15 protein-coding genes, 1 pseudogene and 1 other annotated feature are annotated in these 19,099 nt (G+C 54.0%); of the genes and pseudogenes, 10 read left to right on the plus strand and 6 right to left on the minus strand.

Going from position 1 to position 19,099, the window contains the following annotated elements:
* Window positions 1-6 precede the first annotated feature (6 nt).
* Together yjjU and yjjV are read left to right on the plus strand one after the other, a co-directional pair.
* Window positions 7-1,080, plus strand: coding sequence for a hypothetical protein (gene yjjU / locus SF4409; protein ID NP_710117.2), 1,074 nt, complete (start codon window positions 7-9; stop codon window positions 1,078-1,080).
* A gap of 140 nt (window positions 1,081-1,220) precedes the next feature.
* Complete coding sequence (yjjV, locus tag SF4410) at window positions 1,221-1,859, plus strand: hypothetical protein (protein NP_710118.2); 639 nt, start codon at window positions 1,221-1,223, stop codon at window positions 1,857-1,859.
* Between the two features lie 213 nt (window positions 1,860-2,072).
* Here the strand turns inward: yjjV and yjjW are convergent, their stop codons facing one another.
* Together yjjW and yjjI are read right to left on the minus strand one after the other, a co-directional pair.
* The gene (gene yjjW, locus SF4411) at window positions 2,073-2,936 is read right to left on the minus strand and encodes a hypothetical protein (RefSeq protein ID NP_710119.1); all 864 of its coding nucleotides are present in this window, start codon (window positions 2,934-2,936) and stop codon (window positions 2,073-2,075) included.
* Window positions 2,908-4,449: a hypothetical protein gene (yjjI, locus tag SF4412; RefSeq protein ID NP_710120.1), complete on the minus strand. Its 1,542-nt coding sequence runs from the start codon at window positions 4,447-4,449 to the stop codon at window positions 2,908-2,910. Before yjjI ends, yjjW begins: the two co-directional genes overlap by 29 nt.
* A 257-nt stretch (window positions 4,450-4,706) precedes the next feature.
* On the opposite strand from yjjI, the gene deoC reads away from it, so the two are divergent.
* The 4 genes from deoC (at window position 4,707) to deoD (ending at window position 8,986) form a co-directional block, all read left to right on the plus strand.
* A complete protein-coding gene (gene deoC, locus SF4413; RefSeq protein NP_710121.2) occupies window positions 4,707-5,486 on the plus strand; it encodes a 2-deoxyribose-5-phosphate aldolase in 780 nt (259 codons plus the stop codon).
* 126 nt (window positions 5,487-5,612) lie between these two features.
* A complete protein-coding gene (gene deoA / locus SF4414; protein NP_710122.2) occupies window positions 5,613-6,935 on the plus strand; it encodes a thymidine phosphorylase in 1,323 nt (440 codons plus the stop codon).
* A gap of 51 nt (window positions 6,936-6,986) precedes the next feature.
* Window positions 6,987-8,210 carry a phosphopentomutase gene (gene deoB, locus SF4415; protein ID NP_710123.1) on the plus strand — a complete coding sequence of 408 codons (1,224 nt, stop codon included), beginning with the start codon at window positions 6,987-6,989 and terminating at the stop codon, window positions 8,208-8,210.
* 56 nt (window positions 8,211-8,266) lie between these two features.
* Window positions 8,267-8,986, plus strand: a complete 720-nt coding sequence (deoD, locus tag SF4416) for a purine nucleoside phosphorylase (protein ID NP_710124.2) — start codon at window positions 8,267-8,269, stop codon at window positions 8,984-8,986.
* A 160-nt stretch (window positions 8,987-9,146) separates the two neighbouring features.
* On the opposite strand, the gene SF4417 is transcribed toward deoD, so the two are convergent.
* From SF4417 to smp, 3 genes and pseudogenes are all read right to left on the minus strand, one after another.
* The gene (locus SF4417; RefSeq protein ID NP_710125.1) at window positions 9,147-9,410 is read right to left on the minus strand and encodes a hypothetical protein; all 264 of its coding nucleotides are present in this window, start codon (window positions 9,408-9,410) and stop codon (window positions 9,147-9,149) included.
* Between the two features lie 32 nt (window positions 9,411-9,442).
* Window positions 9,443-10,457, minus strand: a sequence feature (Similar to Escherichia coli K12 lipoate-protein ligase A gi: 1790846 (339 aa). BLAST with identity of 97% in 338 aa. This CDS ontains frameshift. The sequence has been checked and is believed to be correct.).
* Window positions 9,443-10,457: pseudogene (gene lplA / locus SF4418) on the minus strand. It overlaps the preceding feature by 1,015 nt.
* A gap of 27 nt (window positions 10,458-10,484) precedes the next feature.
* Window positions 10,485-11,129: a hypothetical protein gene (gene smp / locus SF4419; RefSeq protein NP_710126.1), complete on the minus strand. Its 645-nt coding sequence runs from the start codon at window positions 11,127-11,129 to the stop codon at window positions 10,485-10,487.
* A gap of 105 nt (window positions 11,130-11,234) precedes the next feature.
* On the opposite strand from smp, the gene serB reads away from it, so the two are divergent.
* From serB to nadR, 3 genes are read left to right on the plus strand one after another with little or no spacing between them, the layout of a single operon-like run.
* Entirely contained in the window at window positions 11,235-12,203 is a 969-nt protein-coding gene (gene serB / locus SF4420; protein ID NP_710127.1) for a phosphoserine phosphatase, read from the plus strand.
* A 48-nt stretch (window positions 12,204-12,251) separates the two neighbouring features.
* A complete protein-coding gene (sms, locus tag SF4421; protein NP_710128.2) occupies window positions 12,252-13,634 on the plus strand; it encodes a DNA repair protein RadA in 1,383 nt (460 codons plus the stop codon).
* Window positions 13,634-14,887, plus strand: a complete 1,254-nt coding sequence (gene nadR, locus SF4422; RefSeq protein ID NP_710129.3) for a nadAB transcriptional regulator — start codon at window positions 13,634-13,636, stop codon at window positions 14,885-14,887. The genes sms and nadR overlap by 1 nt, the downstream gene beginning before the upstream one ends.
* A gap of 307 nt (window positions 14,888-15,194) precedes the next feature.
* Here nadR and yjjK read toward each other — a convergent pair whose 3' ends face one another.
* Window positions 15,195-16,862: an ABC transporter ATP-binding protein gene (gene yjjK, locus SF4423; RefSeq protein ID NP_710130.1), complete on the minus strand. Its 1,668-nt coding sequence runs from the start codon at window positions 16,860-16,862 to the stop codon at window positions 15,195-15,197.
* A gap of 183 nt (window positions 16,863-17,045) precedes the next feature.
* Here yjjK and slt point away from each other — a divergent pair, with 183 nt between their 5' ends.
* Window positions 17,046-19,010 (plus strand): soluble lytic murein transglycosylase, encoded by a 1,965-nt coding sequence (slt, locus tag SF4424; RefSeq protein ID NP_710131.4) that lies wholly within the window; start codon window positions 17,046-17,048, stop codon window positions 19,008-19,010.
* Window positions 19,011-19,099: the final 89 nt, after the last annotated feature.

The raw sequence follows: 19,099 nt of genomic DNA on the forward strand, positions 1-19,099 counted from the left end.
GCAGAAGTGGGGCAGCGAATACCTGTAACGCTTGGTAATATTGCGCCGTTGTCGCTAAGGCCGTTCCAGCCTGGACGAATAGCTCTGGTGTGCGAAGGCGGCGGACAGCGTGGAATTTTCACGGCTGGCGTGCTGGATGAGTTTATGCGCGCGCAGTTTAATCCTTTCGATCTTTATCTCGGCACATCTGCCGGGGCGCAGAACCTCTCGGCGTTTATCTGCAATCAGCCCGGTTACGCGCGCAAAGTCATCATGCGCTATACCACAAAACGCGAATTTTTCGATCCATTGCGCTTTGTCCGTGGAGGAAATCTTATCGATCTCGACTGGCTGGTGGAGGCCACCGCAAGCCAGATGCCGTTGCAAATGGATACCGCCGCGCGGTTGTTTGACAGCGGCAAATCGTTTTATATGTGCGCCTGTCGTCAGGATGACTACGCGCCGAATTACTTTTTACCAACCAAACAAAACTGGCTGGATGTGATTCGCGCCTCCAGTGCGATACCTGGCTTTTATCGTAGCGGAGTGTCGCTGGAAGGCATTAACTACCTGGATGGCGGGATCAGTGATGCGATTCCGGTTAAAGAGGCGGCAAGGCAGGGCGCTAAAACGTTGGTCGTCATCCGCACTGTGCCGTCACAAATGTACTACACGCCGCAGTGGTTCAAACGCATGGAACGCTGGCTGGGTGACAGTAGCCTGCAGCCTCTGGTCAATCTGGTGCAGCATCATGAAACCAGCTATCGTGACATTCAGCAATTTATTGAGAAACCACCGGGCAAGCTGCGGATATCCGAAATTTATCCGCCGAAGCCATTACATAGTATCGCGCTTGGCAGTCGGATTCCGGCGCTGCGTGAAGACTATAAACTTGGGCGTTTATGCGGTCGTTATTTCCTCGCCACGGTTGGCAAGCTATTAACTGAAAAAGCGCCGCTTACCCGCCATCTGGTGCCAGTGGTGACGCCGGAATCGATTGTCATTCCGCCTGCGCCAGTCGCCAACGATACGCTGGTTGCCGAAGTGAGCGACGCTCCGCAGGCGAACGACCCGACATTTAACAATGAGGATCTGGCTTGATTTGCCGTTTTATCGACACTCACTGCCATTTTGATTTCCCGCCTTTTATTGGCGATGAAGAGGCCAGCCTGCAACGCGCGGCACAAGCGGGCGTAGGCAAGATCATTGTTCCGGCGACAGAGGCGGAAAATTTTGCCCGTGTGCAGGCGTTAGCGGAAAATTATCAACCGCTGTATGCCGTATTGGGCTTGCATCCTGGTATGTTGGAAAAACATAGCGATGTGTCTCTTGAGCAGCTACAGCAGGCGCTGGAAAGGCGTCCGGCGAAGGTGGTGGCGGTGGGGGAGATCGGTCTGGATCTCTTCGGCGACGATCCGCAATTTGAGAGGCAGCAGTGGTTACTCGACGAACAACTGAAACTGGCGAAACGCTACGATCTGCCGGTGATCCTGCATTCACGGCGCACGCACGACAAACTGGCGATGCATCTTAAACGCCACGATTTGCCGCGTGCTGGTGTTGTCCACGGATTTTCTGGCAGCCAGCAACAGGCTGAACGGTTTGTACAGCTGGGCTACAAAATCGGCGTAGGCGGTACTATCACCTATCCACGCGCCAGTAAAACCCGCGATGTCATCGCAAAATTACCGCTGGCATCGTTGTTGCTGGAAACCGATGCGCCGGATATGCCGCTCAACGGTTTTCAGGGGCAGCCTAACCGCCCGGAACAGGCTGCCCGTGTGTTTGCCGTGCTTTGCGAGTTACGCCCGGAACCCGCGGATGAGATTGCCGAAGTGTTGCTTAATAACACGTATGCGGTGTTTAACGTTCGTGGGTAGTTTGCCCTTCGTAGGCAGCATCCGGCAGTCGGCGCATAATGCCTGATGCGACGCTTAACGCGTCTTATCATGCCTACAGGTTTGTGCCGAACCGTAGGCCGGATAAGGCGTTCACGCCGCATCCGGCAGTTGGCGCACAATGCCTGATGCGACGCTTGACGCGTCTTATCAGGCCTACAAGTCTGTGCTGAACCGTAGGCCGTATCCGGCATGTCACAAATAGAGCGCCGGAAATATCAACCGGCTCACCCCGCGCACCTTTAATGCATCAGCCAACGGCTCAACGTCTTCCGGCGTGGCGCTCGCCCAGCTTTGCGCCTCGCCATACACGCCGTGGGCATGAAACGCGTTCAGGCGAACCGGAACATCACCAAGTCCCTTGATAAACGCCGCCAGTTCTTCGATGTGTTGCAAATAATCCACCTGGCCTGGGATCATCAGCAAACGCAGTTCCGCCAGCTTGCCGCGCTCTGCCAGCAAATAGATGCTGCGCTTAATCTGTTGATTATCGCGTCCGGTTAATTGTTGATGACATTCGCTACCCCATGCTTTGAGATCGAGCATTGCGCCGTCACACACCGGGAGTAATTTTTCCCAGCCGGTTTCGCTCAACATACCGTTACTGTCCACCAGACAGGTGAGATGGCGCAGTTGCGGATCGTTTTTGATAGCAGTAAACAGCGCCACTACAAACGGCAGTTGGGTCGTGGCTTCGCCGCCGCTTACCGTTATCCCTTCAATAAACAGCACCGCTTTGCGCACATGGCTAAGCACTTCGTCCACGCTCATGGATTGCGCCATTGGTGTGGCATGTTGCGGACACATCTTCAGGCAGGTATCACATTGCTCGCAGACCACAGCGTTCCACACCACTTTGCCGTCAACAATCTGCAACGCCTGATGCGGACACTGTGGCACGCACTCCCCACAGTCATTGCAACGTCCCATCGTCCACGGATTGTGACAGTTTTTGCAGCGCAGATTGCAGCCCTGCAAAAACAGAGCCAGACGACTGCCTGGCCCGTCAACGCAGGAGAAGGGGATAATCTTACTGACTAAAGCGCATCTGCTGTTCATGGCTTATCACGCGCGGCTGGCGTTCCAGAATACGAGTGTTGCGTGCGGCTTCTTCGCCCAGCCAGGTGGTGTTGGTGCGTGAACCTTCGGCGCGATATTTTTCTAAATCCGACAAACGCACCATATAACCGGTAACGCGAACCAGATCGTTACCGCTGACATTGGCGGTAAATTCACGCATTCCGGCTTTAAAGGCACCGAGGCAAAGCTGTACCAGTGCCTGCGGGTTACGTTTGATGGTTTCGTCGAGCGTCAGAATGTCGCTGATGCCGGAATAATAATAAGCATGATGCGGGGCGACAGTTTGCAGATGGGTGATCGGATCTGGCTCATCGCCATACGGCAAACGCGCGCCCGGCGTGGTGCCGATATCGGAACTGATCCCCGACTGTGCGTGTAACATGGCGCGTTTTTGCCAGCCATATTTCACGGGGGTATTGGCGACAAACTCCGCCAGTTGCGCGCTGATGCGATAACCCACTTCATTTGCGGCGGCTTCTTTACCGTAGCGCGCGGCAATCCCTTCTTTCTCACACAGCAAGTTAACCGCTTCCGCCAGCCCATACATGCCAAACATTGGCACAAAACGTTCAGGGTTAATCAGCCCTTCTTTCACCAGGAAGCTATTCTCAAAGAAGTGTGATTGTTGATAGAGGAATTCACACCGCGCATCGATGATGGCGATCTGCTGCTGGCAGTAGTGCGGTAGAGTGCGCGTAAAGAAGTCATCCAGCGATTCGCTGCGCTCGGCAATGGCTTTCAGGTTAAGGCGTACCAGCGTGCTGCCACCACCCGCCAGCGGCAGTGAGTTGTAACAGCTCACAATCCCGTAGCCCCCTTTTGTGAAAATTTTATCATGCACCGGACCGTTGGCGATGTGCGGTTTGCTACATTCACAGATGTTCTTCGCCACTTCCAGCAGCAGGTCATCAGGGGTGATTTCAGGATCGTAGATAAAGGTCAGGTTCGGTGAAACCTGCGCGTCTGCACGTAAGATCGCGCGGGTAATGGGCGAATCAGACGGGCCGATATTGGCGTGCATAAAGGCATCTGGCAGGGTTCTGTCGAGGTAACGCCAGAAACGTTTTATTCGAACATCGATCTCGTTTTGTGTTAGAATTCTAACATACGGTTGCAACAACGCATCCAGTTGCCCCAGGTAGACCGGCATCGATGTGACCGACGGTACGTGGTGGTAAAGAATGGTCAGCAGAGAGAGTGCGTCATCAAGATCTTTCGCGCCTTCCAGCTCCAGCCATTCGGAACCGTTCGCCAGAAAACGAGCGTAATCGGGTAAGACATAGCGCGGTTTGTACGGCGCATGACCTTCAAACATATCGCAGATTACACCTTCATCCAGCGCGCGGCGGGCTTCGGCAGGAAGCTGTGGGTAAGGCAGATTGTTTTCTGCTTCCAGTGCCAGAAAATGGCGCTTCTGCTCCGGGCTAAGCACTGGGCTGGTGACAATTTGCTGGCAACGTTGTTGCAGTGCATTTTCATGAGAAGTGGGCATCTTCTTTTCCTTTTATGCCGAAGGTGATGCGCCATTGTAAGAAGTTTCGTGATGTTCACTTTGATCCTGATGCGTTTGCCACCACTGACGCATTCATTTGAAAGTGAATTATTTGAACCAGATCGCATTACAGTGATGCAAACTTGTAAGTAGATTTCCTTAATTGTGATGTGTATCGAAGTGTGTTGCGGAGTAGATGTTAGAATACTAACAAACTCGCAAGGTGAATTTTATTGGCGACAAGCCAGGAGAATGAAATGACTGATCTGAAAGCAAGCAGCCTGCGTGCACTGAAATTGATGGACCTGACCACCCTGAATGACGACGACACCGACGAGAAAGTAATTGCTCTGTGTCATCAGGCCAAAACTCCGGTCGGCAATACCGCCGCTATCTGTATCTATCCTCGTTTTATCCCGATTGCTCGCAAAACTCTGAAAGAGCAGGGCACCCCGGAAATCCGTATCGCTACGGTAACCAACTTCCCACACGGTAACGACGACATCGAAATCGCGCTGGCAGAAACCCGTGCGGCAATCGCCTACGGTGCTGATGAAGTTGACGTGGTGTTCCCGTACCGCGCGCTGATGGCGGGTGACGAGCAGGTTGGTTTTGACCTGGTGAAAGCCTGTAAAGAGGCTTGCGCGGCAGCGAATGTACTGCTGAAAGTGATCATCGAAACCGGCGAACTGAAAGACGAAGCGCTGATCCGTAAAGCGTCTGAAATCTCCATCAAAGCGGGTGCGGACTTCATCAAAACCTCTACCGGTAAAGTGGCTGTGAACGCGACGCCGGAAAGCGCTCGCATCATGATGGAAGTGATCCGTGATATGGGCGTAGAAAAAACCGTTGGTTTCAAACCGGCGGGCGGCGTGCGTACTGCGGAAGATGCGCAGAAATATCTCGCCATCGCAGATGAACTGTTCGGTGCTGACTGGGCTGATGCGCGTCACTACCGCTTTGGTGCTTCCAGCCTGCTGGCAAGCCTGCTGAAAGCGCTGGGCCACGGCGACGGTAAGAGCGCCAGCAGCTACTAAGTAAGATGCTTTACGCCTGATGCGCTGCGCTTATCAGGCCTACGAGACGTATCTACCCGTAGGCCGGATAAGGCGTAGACGCATCCGGCAAAAGCCGCCTCATACTCTTTTCCTCGGGAGGTTACCTTGTTTCTCGCACAAGAAATTATTCGTAAAAAACGTGATGGTCATGCGCTGAGCGATGAAGAAATTCGTTTCTTTATCAACGGTATTCGCGACAACACTATTTCCGAAGGGCAGATTGCCGCCCTCGCGATGACCATTTTCTTCCACGATATGACAATGCCTGAGCGTGTCTCGCTGACCATGGCGATGCGAGATTCAGGAACCGTTCTCGACTGGAAAAGCCTGCATCTGAATGGCCCGATTGTTGATAAACACTCGACCGGCGGCGTCGGCGATGTCACTTCGCTGATGTTGGGGCCGATGGTCGCAGCCTGCGGCGGCTATATTCCGATGATCTCCGGTCGCGGCCTCGGTCATACTGGCGGTACGCTCGACAAACTGGAATCCATCCCTGGCTTCGACATTTTCCCGGATGACAACCGTTTCCGCGAAATTATTAAAGACGTCGGCGTGGCGATTATCGGTCAGACCAGTTCACTGGCTCCGGCTGATAAACGTTTCTACGCGACCCGTGATATTACCGCAACCGTGGACTCCATCCCGCTGATCACTGCCTCGATCCTGGCGAAGAAACTGGCGGAAGGTCTGGACGCGCTGGTGATGGACGTGAAAGTGGGTAGCGGCGCGTTTATGCCGACCTACGAACTCTCTGAAGCCCTTGCCGAAGCGATTGTTGGCGTGGCTAACGGCGCTGGCGTGCGCACCACCGCGCTGCTCACCGACATGAATCAGGTACTGGCCTCCAGTGCAGGTAACGCGGTTGAAGTTCGTGAAGCGGTGCAGTTCCTGACGGGTGAGTATCGTAACCCGCGTCTGTTTGATGTCACGATGGCGCTGTGCGTGGAGATGTTGATCTCCGGCAAACTGGCGAAAGATGACGCCGAAGCGCGCGCGAAATTGCAGGCGGTGCTGGACAACGGTAAAGCGGCAGAAGTCTTTGGTCGTATGGTAGCGGCACAAAAAGGCCCGACCGACTTCGTTGAGAACTACGCGAAGTATCTGCCGACAGCGATGCTGACGAAAGCAGTCTATGCTGATACCGAAGGTTTTGTCAGTGAAATGGATACCCGCGCGCTGGGGATGGCAGTAGTTGCAATGGGCGGCGGTCGTCGTCAGGCATCTGACACCATCGATTACAGCGTCGGCTTTACTGATATGGCGCGTCTGGGCGACCAGGTAGACGGTCAGCGTCCGCTGGCGGTTATCCTCGCGAAAGACGAAAACAGCTGGCAGGAAGCGGCGAAAGCGGTGAAAGCGGCAATTAAACTTGCCGATAACGCACCGGAAAGCACACCAACTGTCTATCGCCGTATCAGCGAATAACGGTATACTGATCTGATCATTTAAATTTGAAGCACTGAGTACGGAGAACATATGAAACGTGCATTTATTATGGTGCTGGACTCATTCGGCATCGGCGCTACAGAAGATGCAGAACGCTTTGGTGACGTCGGGGCTGACACCCTGGGTCATATCGCAGAAGCTTGTGCCAAAGGCGAAGCTGATAATGGTCGTAAAGGGCCGCTCAATCTGCCAAATCTGACCCGTCTGGGGCTGGCGAAAGCACACGAAGGTTCTACCGGTTTCATTCCGGCGGGAATGGACGGCAACGCTGAAGTTATCGGCGCGTACGCATGGGCGCACGAAATGTCATCCGGTAAAGATACCCCGTCTGGTCACTGGGAAATCGCCGGTGTCCCGGTTCTGTTTGAGTGGGGATATTTCTCCGATCACGAAAACAGCTTCCCGCAAGAGCTGCTGGATAAACTGGTCGAACGCGCTAATCTGCCGGGTTACCTCGGTAACTGCCACTCTTCCGGTACGGTCATTCTGGATCAACTGGGCGAAGAGCACATGAAAACCGGCAAGCCGATTTTCTATACCTCCGCTGACTCCGTGTTCCAGATTGCCTGCCATGAAGAAACTTTCGGTCTGGATAAACTCTACGAACTGTGCGAAATCGCCCGTGAAGAGCTGACCAACGGCGGCTACAATATCGGTCGTGTTATCGCTCGTCCGTTTATCGGTGACAAAGCTGGTAACTTCCAGCGTACCGGTAACCGTCACGACTTGGCTGTTGAGCCGCCAGCACCGACCGTGCTGCAGAAACTGGTTGATGAAAAACACGGCCAGGTGGTTTCTGTCGGTAAAATTGCAGACATCTACGCCAACTGCGGTATCACCAAAAAAGTGAAAGCGACTGGCTTGGACGCGCTGTTTGACGCCACCATCAAAGAGATGAAAGAAGCGGGTGATAACACCATCGTCTTCACCAACTTCGTTGACTTCGACTCTTCCTGGGGCCACCGCCGCGACGTCGCCGGTTATGCTGCGGGTCTGGAACTGTTCGACCGCCGTCTGCCGGAGCTGATGTCTCTGCTGCGCGATGACGACATCCTGATCCTCACCGCTGACCACGGTTGCGATCCGACCTGGACCGGTACTGACCACACGCGTGAACACATTCCGGTACTGGTATATGGCCCGAAAGTAAAACCGGGCTCACTGGGTCACCGTGAAACCTTCGCGGATATCGGCCAGACTCTGGCAAAATATTTTGGTACTTCTGATATGGAATATGGCAAAGCCATGTTCTGATGGATTTGGGCGGAGCGTTGACTCCGCCTTTGTTATGTCACAAAAAGGATAAAACAATGGCTACCCCACACATTAATGCAGAAATGGGCGATTTCGCTGACGTAGTTTTGATGCCAGGCGACCCGCTGCGTGCGAAGTATATTGCTGAAACTTTCCTTGAAGATGCCCGTGAAGTGAACAACGTTCGCGGTATGCTGGGCTTCACTGGTACTTACAAAGGCCGCAAAATTTCCGTAATGGGTCACGGTATGGGTATCCCGTCCTGCTCCATCTACACCAAAGAACTGATCACCGATTTCGGCGTGAAGAAAATTATCCGCGTTGGTTCCTGTGGCGCAGTTCTGCCGCACGTAAAACTGCGCGACGTCGTTATCGGTATGGGGGCCTGCACCGATTCCAAAGTTAACCGCATCCGTTTTAAAGACCATGACTTTGCCGCTATCGCTGACTTTGACATGGTGCGTAACGCAGTAGATGCAGCTAAAGCACTGGGCGTTGATGCTCGCGTGGGTAACCTGTTCTCCGCTGACCTGTTCTACTCTCCGGACGGCGAAATGTTCGACGTGATGGAAAAATACGGCATCCTCGGCGTGGAAATGGAAGCGGCTGGTATCTACGGCGTGGCTGCAGAGTTTGGCGCGAAAGCCCTGACCATCTGCACCGTGTCTGACCACATCCGCACTCACGAGCAGACCACTGCCGCTGAGCGTCAGACCACCTTCAACGACATGATCAAAATCGCACTGGAATCCGTTCTGCTGGGCGATAAAGAGTAATTGTGTTTCGCTGAAAGGCGATTGTCGTGTTAAGCCGGAGTGGGGGACTGCTCCGGCTTTTTAGTATCTATTCATCAATAGCAACTGATTTATAGATTTACTATTATTTTTCATATGGATAGAAAATAAAAAACATTCAAGTATCTATTCACGAATCTATTCATTTATGTTCAGCCGTCATCCAGGAAGGGCATATCAGCAACTCTGGTGGACAACCATAAATTTCTGCCATTTTGCTTTTGATGTTTGAGCTAAGCCGTTCCGTCTTTTCGATCTGTTTTAGAGAATTAATCGAGATACCTAACATTTTACTTACTTCAGCAAGCGATAATTTATGCCTGATACGCACGGCGGCTAGCCAGGAAATACGCTGGCTGAACATTAAATTGATAATCTCCCGTTCCTGGTTTTCCAGATCGATCATATTTCCTTCCTTGGATATTTTAATCAGCGAGTTACCTTACCGCCCCCGCTATCCACGTCGACAACTCCCGTAGCTCTTTTTCCTGGTCCGGGAAGTCAACCAACAGCGCTTCGCACTCTTGTTGCAGCATATCCGCGCGGTACAGGCAGCCTTGCAGTCGCCCGGCGAGGGCTTCCAGCGGCGCGGGGTTGAGGCTGTCGGTAAATACCTGGGCGCGGGTGATATGGCCTTTTTCAACGTCGAAATGCAGTTCCACGCCGCCCCAGCTAAAGCGTTCATCCAGCAGATGCGAGAATGCCGGAGCCTGACCGAAGTTCCACTCTCAGCTACTCTGACGGGCAAAGGTTTCGGCGAAGTTTGGCAAGTCTGGCGTTTTGTCCGGGGAGATGATTTCCGCTTCCACGTGCTCGCCATAATGGGCGAAAAAGGCCTCGGTTATGGCCTCGCAAACCTGCTCATGGTGAGCCCCGGCAGCAGCTCGGTGAGGTTGGTCACGCGGGAACGCACTGAAGTAATGCCTTTCGCCGCCAGTTTCTTTTTATCCGGATTGAGATAGTTTGCCAGGCGGCTGAGGTCGGCATTGAGTAGCAAGGTGCCGTGGTGGAAGCCGCGATCTTTGGTTTCGCGATAGGCCGAGCCTGAGACTTTGCGGTCGCCTTCGACGGTTTTCACCACCAGATCGTTACGTCCGGACGCTTCGGCGCTGACGCCGAGCGCGTTCAGCGCATTGAGCACAATCGACGTGGAGATAGTTTTATCGTACTCCGGCTTGCCAGCCATAAAGGTAAAGCAGGTATTGCCGAGATCGTGGAACACCGCGCCGCCACCGCCACTGCGCCGCGCCAGGCGGACGTTATCTTCTTCCATCCGCCGGGTATTACACTCTTTCCACGGGTTCTGCGCGCGACCAATTACTACCGTGTCGGCATTGCGCCAGAGAAACAGAACGCGCTGCGTGGCGGGCATTTGGCGAAAAATACACTCTTCCACCGCCAGGTTAAACCACGGGTCGTAAGAGTCAGAGATGAGCAGGCGTAATGTGGACATAACGATTTCCTTTCTTGTAGTAATGGGTCACTCTTTTTTCTCGCTTTCTTCCTCTTCCGGCACCGGTTTGCTGGCGGTTAACAGGAAGGGCGATTGCTGCCAGCGGGTGCGTTTACCCTGTAGCAGCGTGCGGGTCAGCACTACGCCGATTGCCAGTGAGAGCAGCAACATCAGGCGTAAAATGTTAGTGGTGTTATCCACCTGTTGGGCTTCGGTGGCGAGCGTATGGGTGTCGAGTGTCAGGCGCAGATAGCCGAGCGGTCCGTTTTTACCCGCAATTGGCTCGACAATCTGCTGGTTAAAATAGCCGCCTGCTTTTTTACCGTCGAGCGCCAGCCGATCGCGCACTTCGACGCTTTCGCCAGAACGTGCGATAAGATCGCCTTGTTCGTCATACACACCCGCGTCGAGGATACGGCTTTCATCTGTTAACTGATCGAGGATCGCCTGAATGCGTTTTTCATCCGGTGAGTCGGTACGCATCAGCGGTGCAACGTTCAGCGTCACCTGACGCGCCAGGGTGCGGGCCAGTTCTTCCAGCTGTGGATTACGCTGTCGCTGGTGGTTTTGACTAAACCATGACGCCCCCTGCATCAGTGCCACTAACAAGGCAAGACAGAACAGGACAATCACTGCCCGATGTAGCCGGAATTTCAGTTTTGTGCGAGCCATCTTCCACCCTTTGAAAATTTGAGACTTAATGTTGCCAGAAGCAATGGATACAAGGTAGCCTCATGCGTTATTTTCCCTGCTTCGAACGATTTTACAGGAGCCTTAATGCCTAACATTACCTGGTGCGACCTGCCTGAAGATGTCTCTTTATGGCCGGGTCTGCCTCTTTCATTAAGTGGTGATGAAGTGATGCCACTGGATTACCACGCAGGTCGTAGCGGCTGGCTGCTGTATGGTCGTGGGCTGGATAAACAGCGTCTGACCCAATACCAGAGCAAACTGGGTGCGGCGATGGTGATTGTTGCCGCCTGGTGCGTGGAAGATTATCAGGTGATTCGTCTGGCAGGTTCACTCACCGCACGGGCTACACGCCTGGCCCACGAAGCGCAGCTGGATGTCGCCCCGCTGGGGAAAATCCCGCACCTGCGCACGCCGGGTTTGCTGGTGATGGACATGGATTCCACCGCCATCCAGATTGAATGTATTGATGAAATTGCCAAGCTGGCCGGAACGGGCGAGATGGTGGCGGAGGTAACCGAACGGGCGATGCGCGGCGAACTCGATTTTACCGCCAGCCTGCGCAGCCGCGTGGCGACGCTGAAAGGCGCTGACGCCAATATTCTGCAACAGGTGCGTGAAAATCTGCCGCTGATGCCAGGCTTAACGCAGCTGGTGCTCAAGCTGGAAACGCTGGGCTGGAAAGTGGCGATTGCCTCCGGCGGCTTTACTTTCTTTGCTGAATACCTGCGCGACAAGCTGCGCCTGACAGCCGTGGTAGCCAATGAACTGGAGATCATGGACGGTAAATTTACCGGCAATGTGATCGGCGACATCGTAGACGCGCAGTACAAAGCGAAAACTCTGACTCGCCTCGCGCAGGAGTATGAAATCCCGCTGGCGCAGACCGTGGCGATTGGCGATGGAGCTAATGACCTGCCGATGATCAAAGCAGCAGGGCTGGGGATTGCCTACCATGCCAAGCCAAAAGTGAATGAAAAGGCGGAAGTCACCATCCGTCACGCTGACCTGATGGGGGTATTCTGCATCCTCTCTGGCAGCCTGAATCAGAAGTAATTGCCTGCCCGTCATCCTGCGGGCGGCACAGCATTAACGAGGTACACCGTGGCAAAAGCTCCAAAACGCGCCTTTGTTTGTAATGAATGCGGGGCCGATTATCCGCGCTGGCAGGGGCAGTGCAGTGCCTGTCATGCCTGGAACACCATCACCGAGGTGCGTCTTGCTGCGTCGCCAACGGTGGCGCGTAACGAGCGTCTCAGCGGCTATGCCGGTAGCGCCGGGGTGGCAAAAGTCCAGAAACTCTCCGATATCAGCCTTGAAGAGCTGCCGCGTTTTTCCACCGGATTTAAAGAGTTCGACCGCGTACTAGGAGGCGGCGTGGTGCCAGGAAGTGCCATTCTGATTGGCGGTAACCCTGGTGCGGGGAAATCCACGCTGTTGCTGCAAACGCTGTGCAAACTGGCCCAGCAGATGAAAACGCTGTATGTCACCGGCGAAGAGTCGCTGCAACAGGTGGCAATGCGCGCTCATCGCCTTGGCCTGCCGACTGACAATCTCAATATGTTGTCGGAAACCAGCATCGAGCAGATCTGCCTGATTGCCGAAGAAGAGCAACCGAAGCTGATGGTAATTGACTCGATCCAGGTGATGCATATGGCGGATGTACAATCATCGCCTGGTAGCGTGGCGCAGGTGCGTGAAACGGCGGCTTATCTGACGCGTTTCGCCAAAACGCGCGGTGTGGCGATTGTCATGGTTGGACACGTAACCAAAGATGGTTCGCTGGCTGGCCCGAAAGTGCTGGAACACTGTATCGACTGTTCGGTGCTTCTGGATGGCGATGCCGACTCCCGTTTTCGCACCTTACGCAGCCATAAAAACCGCTTCGGCGCGGTGAATGAGCTGGGCGTCTTCGCGATGACCGAACAGGGGCTGCGTGAAGTCAGCAACCCTTCGGCAATTTTCTTAAGTCGCGGAGATGAAGTGACCTCCGGCAGCTCCGTGATGGTGGTGTGGGAAGGAACGCGTCCGTTGCTGGTGGAGATTCAGGCGCTGGTCGATCACTCGATAATGGCGAATCCGCGCCGCGTGGCAGTGGGGCTGGAACAAAACCGTCTGGCAATCCTGCTGGCTGTCTTGCACCGTCACGGTGGTCTGCAAATGGCCGATCAGGATGTGTTTGTGAACGTGGTCGGCGGCGTGAAGGTAACCGAAACCAGCGCCGACTTAGCGTTACTGCTGGCGATGGTTTCCAGCCTGCGTGACAGACCGCTGCCACAGGATCTGGTGGTGTTTGGTGAAGTCGGGCTGGCAGGGGAGATCCGCCCGGTGCCCAGTGGCCAGGAGCGGATTTCTGAAGCGGCGAAACACGGTTTTCGCCGGGCGATTGTTCCGGCGGCTAACGTACCGAAAAAAGCGCCGGAAGGGATGCAGATTTTTGGCGTTAAAAAACTCTCCGACGCGCTTAGCGTGTTCGACGACTTATAATGAGAGATACGGAGGGAGATATGTCGTCATTTGATTACCTGAAAACTGCCATCAAGCAACAGGGCTGCACGCTACAGCAGGTAGCTGATGCCAGCGGTATGACCAAAGGGTATTTAAGCCAGTTACTGAATGCCAAAATTAAAAGCCCCAGCGCGCAAAAGCTGGAGGCATTGCACCGTTTTTTGGGGCTTGAATTTCCCCGGCAGAAGAAAACCATTGGTGTCGTATTCGGTAAGTTCTACCCGCTGCATACCGGACATATCTACCTTATCCAGCGCGCCTGTAGCCAGGTTGACGAGCTGCATATCATTATGGGTTTTGACGATACCCGCGACCGCGCGTTGTTTGAAGACAGCGCCATGTCGCAGCAGCCCACGGTGCCGGATCGTCTGCGCTGGCTATTGCAAACCTTTAAATATCAGAAAAATATCCGTATTCATGCTTTCAACGAAGAGGGCATGGAGCCGTATCCGCATGGCTGGGATGTGTGGAGCAACGGCATCAAAAAGTTTATGGCTGAAAAGGGGATCCAGCCGGACCTGATCTACACCTCGGAAGAAGCCGATGCGCCACAGTATATGGAACATCTGGGGATCGAGACGGTGCTGGTCGATCCGAAACGTACCTTTATGAGTATCAGCGGTGCGCAGATCCGCGAAAACCCGTTCCGCTACTGGGAATATATTCCTACCGAAGTGAAGCCGTTTTTTGTGCGTACCGTGGCGATCCTTGGCGGCGAGTCGAGCGGTAAATCCACCTTGGTAAACAAACTTGCCAATATCTTCAACACCACCAGTGCGTGGGAATATGGCCGCGATTATGTCTTTTCACACCTCGGCGGTGATGAGATCGCATTGCAGTATTCCGACTACGATAAAATCGCGTTGGGTCACGCACAATACATTGATTTTGCAGTGAAATACGCCAATAAAGTGGCGTTTATTGACACCGATTTTGTCACTACCCAGGCGTTCTGCAAAAAGTACGAAGGGCGTGAGCATCCGTTCGTGCAGGCGCTGATTGATGAATACCGTTTCGATCTGGTGATCCTGCTGGAGAACAACACGCCGTGGGTGGCGGATGGTTTACGCAGCCTCGGCAGTTCGGTGGATCGCAAAGAGTTCCAGAACTTGCTGGTGGAGATGCTGGAAGAGAACAATATCGAATTCGTGCGGGTTGAAGAGGACGATTACGACAGCCGTTTCCTGCGCTGCGTGGAGCTGGTGCGGGAGATGATGGGGGAGCAAGGATAACCGTGACGAAACTGCTCAAAGGCGAGGTATAAAATGAGTTTTTTTGATGAGTTGAAAACCTCTCTGGAAGAGGCTGTCGAGATTAAACAAGGTTTGAAAAAACCTGCACGGGTGACCCGCCACGAAATTGAGGATGCTAAGGCTGTTGTAGACCGGAAAAGGTGTTCACGCCGCATCCGGCATTCGGTGCTCAATGCCTGATGCGACGCTTACCGCGTCTTATCAGGCCTACAGTTTTACAACGTATTGAAATTGCTGGTTTTGTAGGCCGGATAAGGCGTTCGCGCCGCATCCGGCATTTTACGCATTACTTCGCAATACGCTTGTACTTGATACGCTTCGGCTCCAGCGCGTCTGCGCCCAGCGTGCGTTTTTTGTACTCTTCGTACTCAGTAAAGTTACCTTCGAAGAACTCAACTTTACCTTCATCCTGGTAGTCCAGGATGTGCGTGGCGATACGGTCGAGGAACCAACGGTCGTGCGAGATAACCATCGCACAGCCCGGGAACTCCAGCAGGGCGTTTTCCAGCGCGCGCAGGGTTTCGATATCCAGGTCGTTGGTTGGTTCGTCGAGCAGCAGCATGTTGCCGCCAACCTGCAGCAGCTTCGCCAGATGCAGACGACCGCGCTCACCACCGGAAAGTTCGCCAACACGTTTACCCTGATCAACCCCTTTAAAGTTAAAGCGGCCAACGTAGGCGCGGCTTGGCATCTCGGTGTTGCCGATCTTCATAATATCCAGCCCGCCGGAAACTTCTTCCCAAACGGTTTTGCTGTTATCCATTGAGTCACGGAACTGATCAACCGATGCCAGTTTCACCGTTTCACCCAAAGTGATGGTGCCGCTGTCCGGCTGTTCCTGACCGGAGATCATACGGAACAGGGTCGATTTACCCGCGCCGTTCGGACCGATGATCCCGACGATCGCCCCTTTCGGGATCGAGAAGCTCAGGTCATCAATCAGCAGGCGATCGCCGTAGGATTTACGCAGGTTGCTGACTTCCAGCACTTTATCGCCCAGACGCGGTCCAGGTGGAATAAACAGTTCGTTGGTTTCGTTACGTTTCTGGTATTCGGTGCTGTTCAGCTCTTCAAAGCGTGCCAGACGTGCTTTACCTTTCGACTGGCGGCCTTTAGTTCCCTGACGTACCCACTCCAGCTCTTTCTCGATCGACTTACGACGCGCCGCTTCTTGTGAAGCTTCCTGCGCCAGACGCTGATCTTTCTGCTCCAGCCAGGAGGAGTAGTTACCTTCCCACGGAATTCCTTCACCGCGGTCCAGTTCGAGGATCCAGCCTGCAACGTTATCGAGGAAGTAACGGTCGTGAGTAATCGCCACCACGGTGCCTTCGAAGTCGTGCAGGAAGCGTTCCAGCCACGCCACGGATTCGGCATCCAGGTGGTTGGTCGGTTCGTCGAGCAGCAGCATGTCTGGTTTTTCCAGCAGCAGGCGGCACAACGCCACGCGACGACGCTCACCACCGGAGAGGTTAGCGATTTTCGCGTCCCAATCTGGCAGACGCAGCGCATCCGCCGCACGCTCCAGCTGTACGTTCAGGTTATGACCGTCGTGAGCCTGAATGATCTCTTCCAGACGGCCTTGTTCAGCGGCCAGCTTGTCAAAATCGGCATCCGGATCGGCGTACAGCGCATACACTTCATCCAGGCGTTTCAGGGCGTTAACCACTTCTGAAACCGCTTCTTCAATGGACTCACGCACGGTGTGTTCCGGGTTCAGCTGCGGTTCCTGCGGCAGATAACCAATCTTGATGTCTGGCTGCGGACGCGCTTCACCTTCGATGTCTTTATCAATGCCCGCCATAATGCGCAGCAGGGTGGACTTACCCGCGCCGTTCAGACCCAGGACACCAATTTTTGCCCCAGGGAAGAAACTCAGAGAGATGTTTTTCAAAATATGACGTTTCGGCGGAACAACTTTGCCGACACGATGCATGGTATAAACGAATTGAGCCACGTTGGACTTCGCCTCTATGTTTATCGTGATGATGAGTTTTCAAAGGCGAAGTGTAGCCTGTTTCCCCGCCTAATCCCAGTTGGTCGATCACCTTCGCAGTAAAAGTAAAAAAGTGTCCGTAACGTGGCGTAAACGGCAATGACTGGTTAGCATAAATCTATTACGCGGCATGACGCTGCATTGATGTATTTACACTTAGAGGATGCGCTTGTGGAAAAAGCCAAACAAGTTACCTGGCGGCTGTTGGCTGCCGGTGTCTGTCTGCTGACGGTCAGCAGCGTGGCGCGAGCCGACTCACTGGATGAGCAGCGTAGCCGTTACGCGCAAATCAAGCAGGCCTGGGATAATCGACAGATGGATGTGGTCGAACAAATGATGCCTGGACTGAAGGATTATCCGCTTTATCCCTACCTGGAATACCGCCAGATCACCGATGACCTGATGAATCAACCGGCGGTGACGGTCACTAACTTTGTTCGCGCTAACCCCACGCTTCCTCCCGCTCGCACGCTGCAATCTCGTTTCGTCAATGAACTGGCGCGGCGTGAAGACTGGCGTGGCTTGTTAGCCTTTAGCCCGGAAAAGCCCGGAACTACCGAAGCGCAATGTAATTACTACTATGCGAAATGGAACACCGGGCAGAGTGAAGAAGCCTGGCAAGGGGCGAAAGAGCTGTGGCTAACCGGCAAGAGCCAGCCTAACGCCTGTGACAAGTTATTTAGCGTCTGGCGTGCGTCAGGTAAACAAGATCCGCTGGCGTATTTAGAGCGTATCCGTCTGGCGATGAAAGCGGGTAACACAGGCCTGGTAACAGTGCTGGCAGGGCAGATGCCTGCCGATTACCAGACTATCGCCTCGGCAATCATTTCACTGGCGAACAACCCTAATACGGTACTGACCTTCGCGCGTACAACCGGCGCGACCGATTTTACCCGTCAAATGGCGGCGGTGGCGTTTGCCAGTGTGGCGCGGCAGGATGCCGAAAATGCACGGCTGATGATCCCGTCGCTTGCCCAGGCGCAGCAGCTTAATGAAGATCAGATTCAGGAGCTGCGCGATATCGTCGCCTGGCGTTTGATGGGCAATGATGTCACCGATGAGCAGGCGAAATGGCGCGATGACGCCATTATGCGCTCGCAATCCACGTCGTTGATTGAACGCCGTGTGCGAATGGCGCTTGGCACCGGCGATCGTCGCGGCCTGAATACCTGGCTGGCGCGTCTGCCGATGGAAGCAAAAGAGAAAGATGAATGGCGTTACTGGCAGGCGGATTTATTGCTGGAACGCGGACGTGAAGCTGAAGCGAAAGAGATTTTGCATCAACTCATACAACAGCGTGGTTTCTACCCGATGGTTGCAGCACAACGCATCGGTGAAGAGTATGAGCTGAAGATTGATAAAGCGCCGCAGAATGTTGACAGCACCCTGACTCAGGGGCCGGAGATGGCGCGCGTGCGCGAGTTGATGTACTGGAATCTCGATAATACCGCGCGTAGCGAGTGGGCCAATCTGGTGAAGAGCAAGTCAAAAACAGAGCAGGCTCAACTGGCTCGGTATGCTTTCAATAACCAATGGTGGGATCTTAGCGTTCAGGCAACGATCGCCGGGAAGCTTTGGGATCATCTGGAAGAGCGATTCCCGCTGGCTTACAACGATCTTTTCAAACGTTACACCAGTGGGAAAGAGATCCCGCAAAGCTATGCGATGGCGATTGCCCGTCAGGAGAGCGCCTGGAATCCGAAAGTGAAATCACCGGTAGGGGCCAGCGGCCTGATGCAGATTATGCCTGGTACAGCGACCCATACGGTGAAGATGTTCTCTATTCCTGGTTATAGCAGCCCTGGGCAATTGCTGGATCCGGAAACGAACATCAACATTGGCACCAGTTACCTGCAATATGTTTATCAGCAGTTTGGCAATAACCGTATTTTCTCCTCAGCAGCTTATAACGCCGGACCTGGACGGGTGCGAACCTGGCTTGGCAACAGCGCCGGGCGTATCGACGCTGTGGCATTTGTCGAGAGTATTCCGTTCTCCGAGACGCGCGGTTATGTGAAGAACGTGCTGGCTTATGATGCTTACTACCGCTATTTCATGGGGGATAAACCGACGTTGATGAGCGCCACGGAATGGGGACGTCGTTACTGATCCGCACGTTTATGATATGCTATCGTACTCTTTAGCGAGTACAACCGGGGGAGTCATTTTGCTTCCCCCGCTAACAATGGCGACATATT

This window comes from Shigella flexneri 2a str. 301, assembly GCF_000006925.2.
Lineage (GTDB): Bacteria > Pseudomonadota > Gammaproteobacteria > Enterobacterales > Enterobacteriaceae > ECMA0423.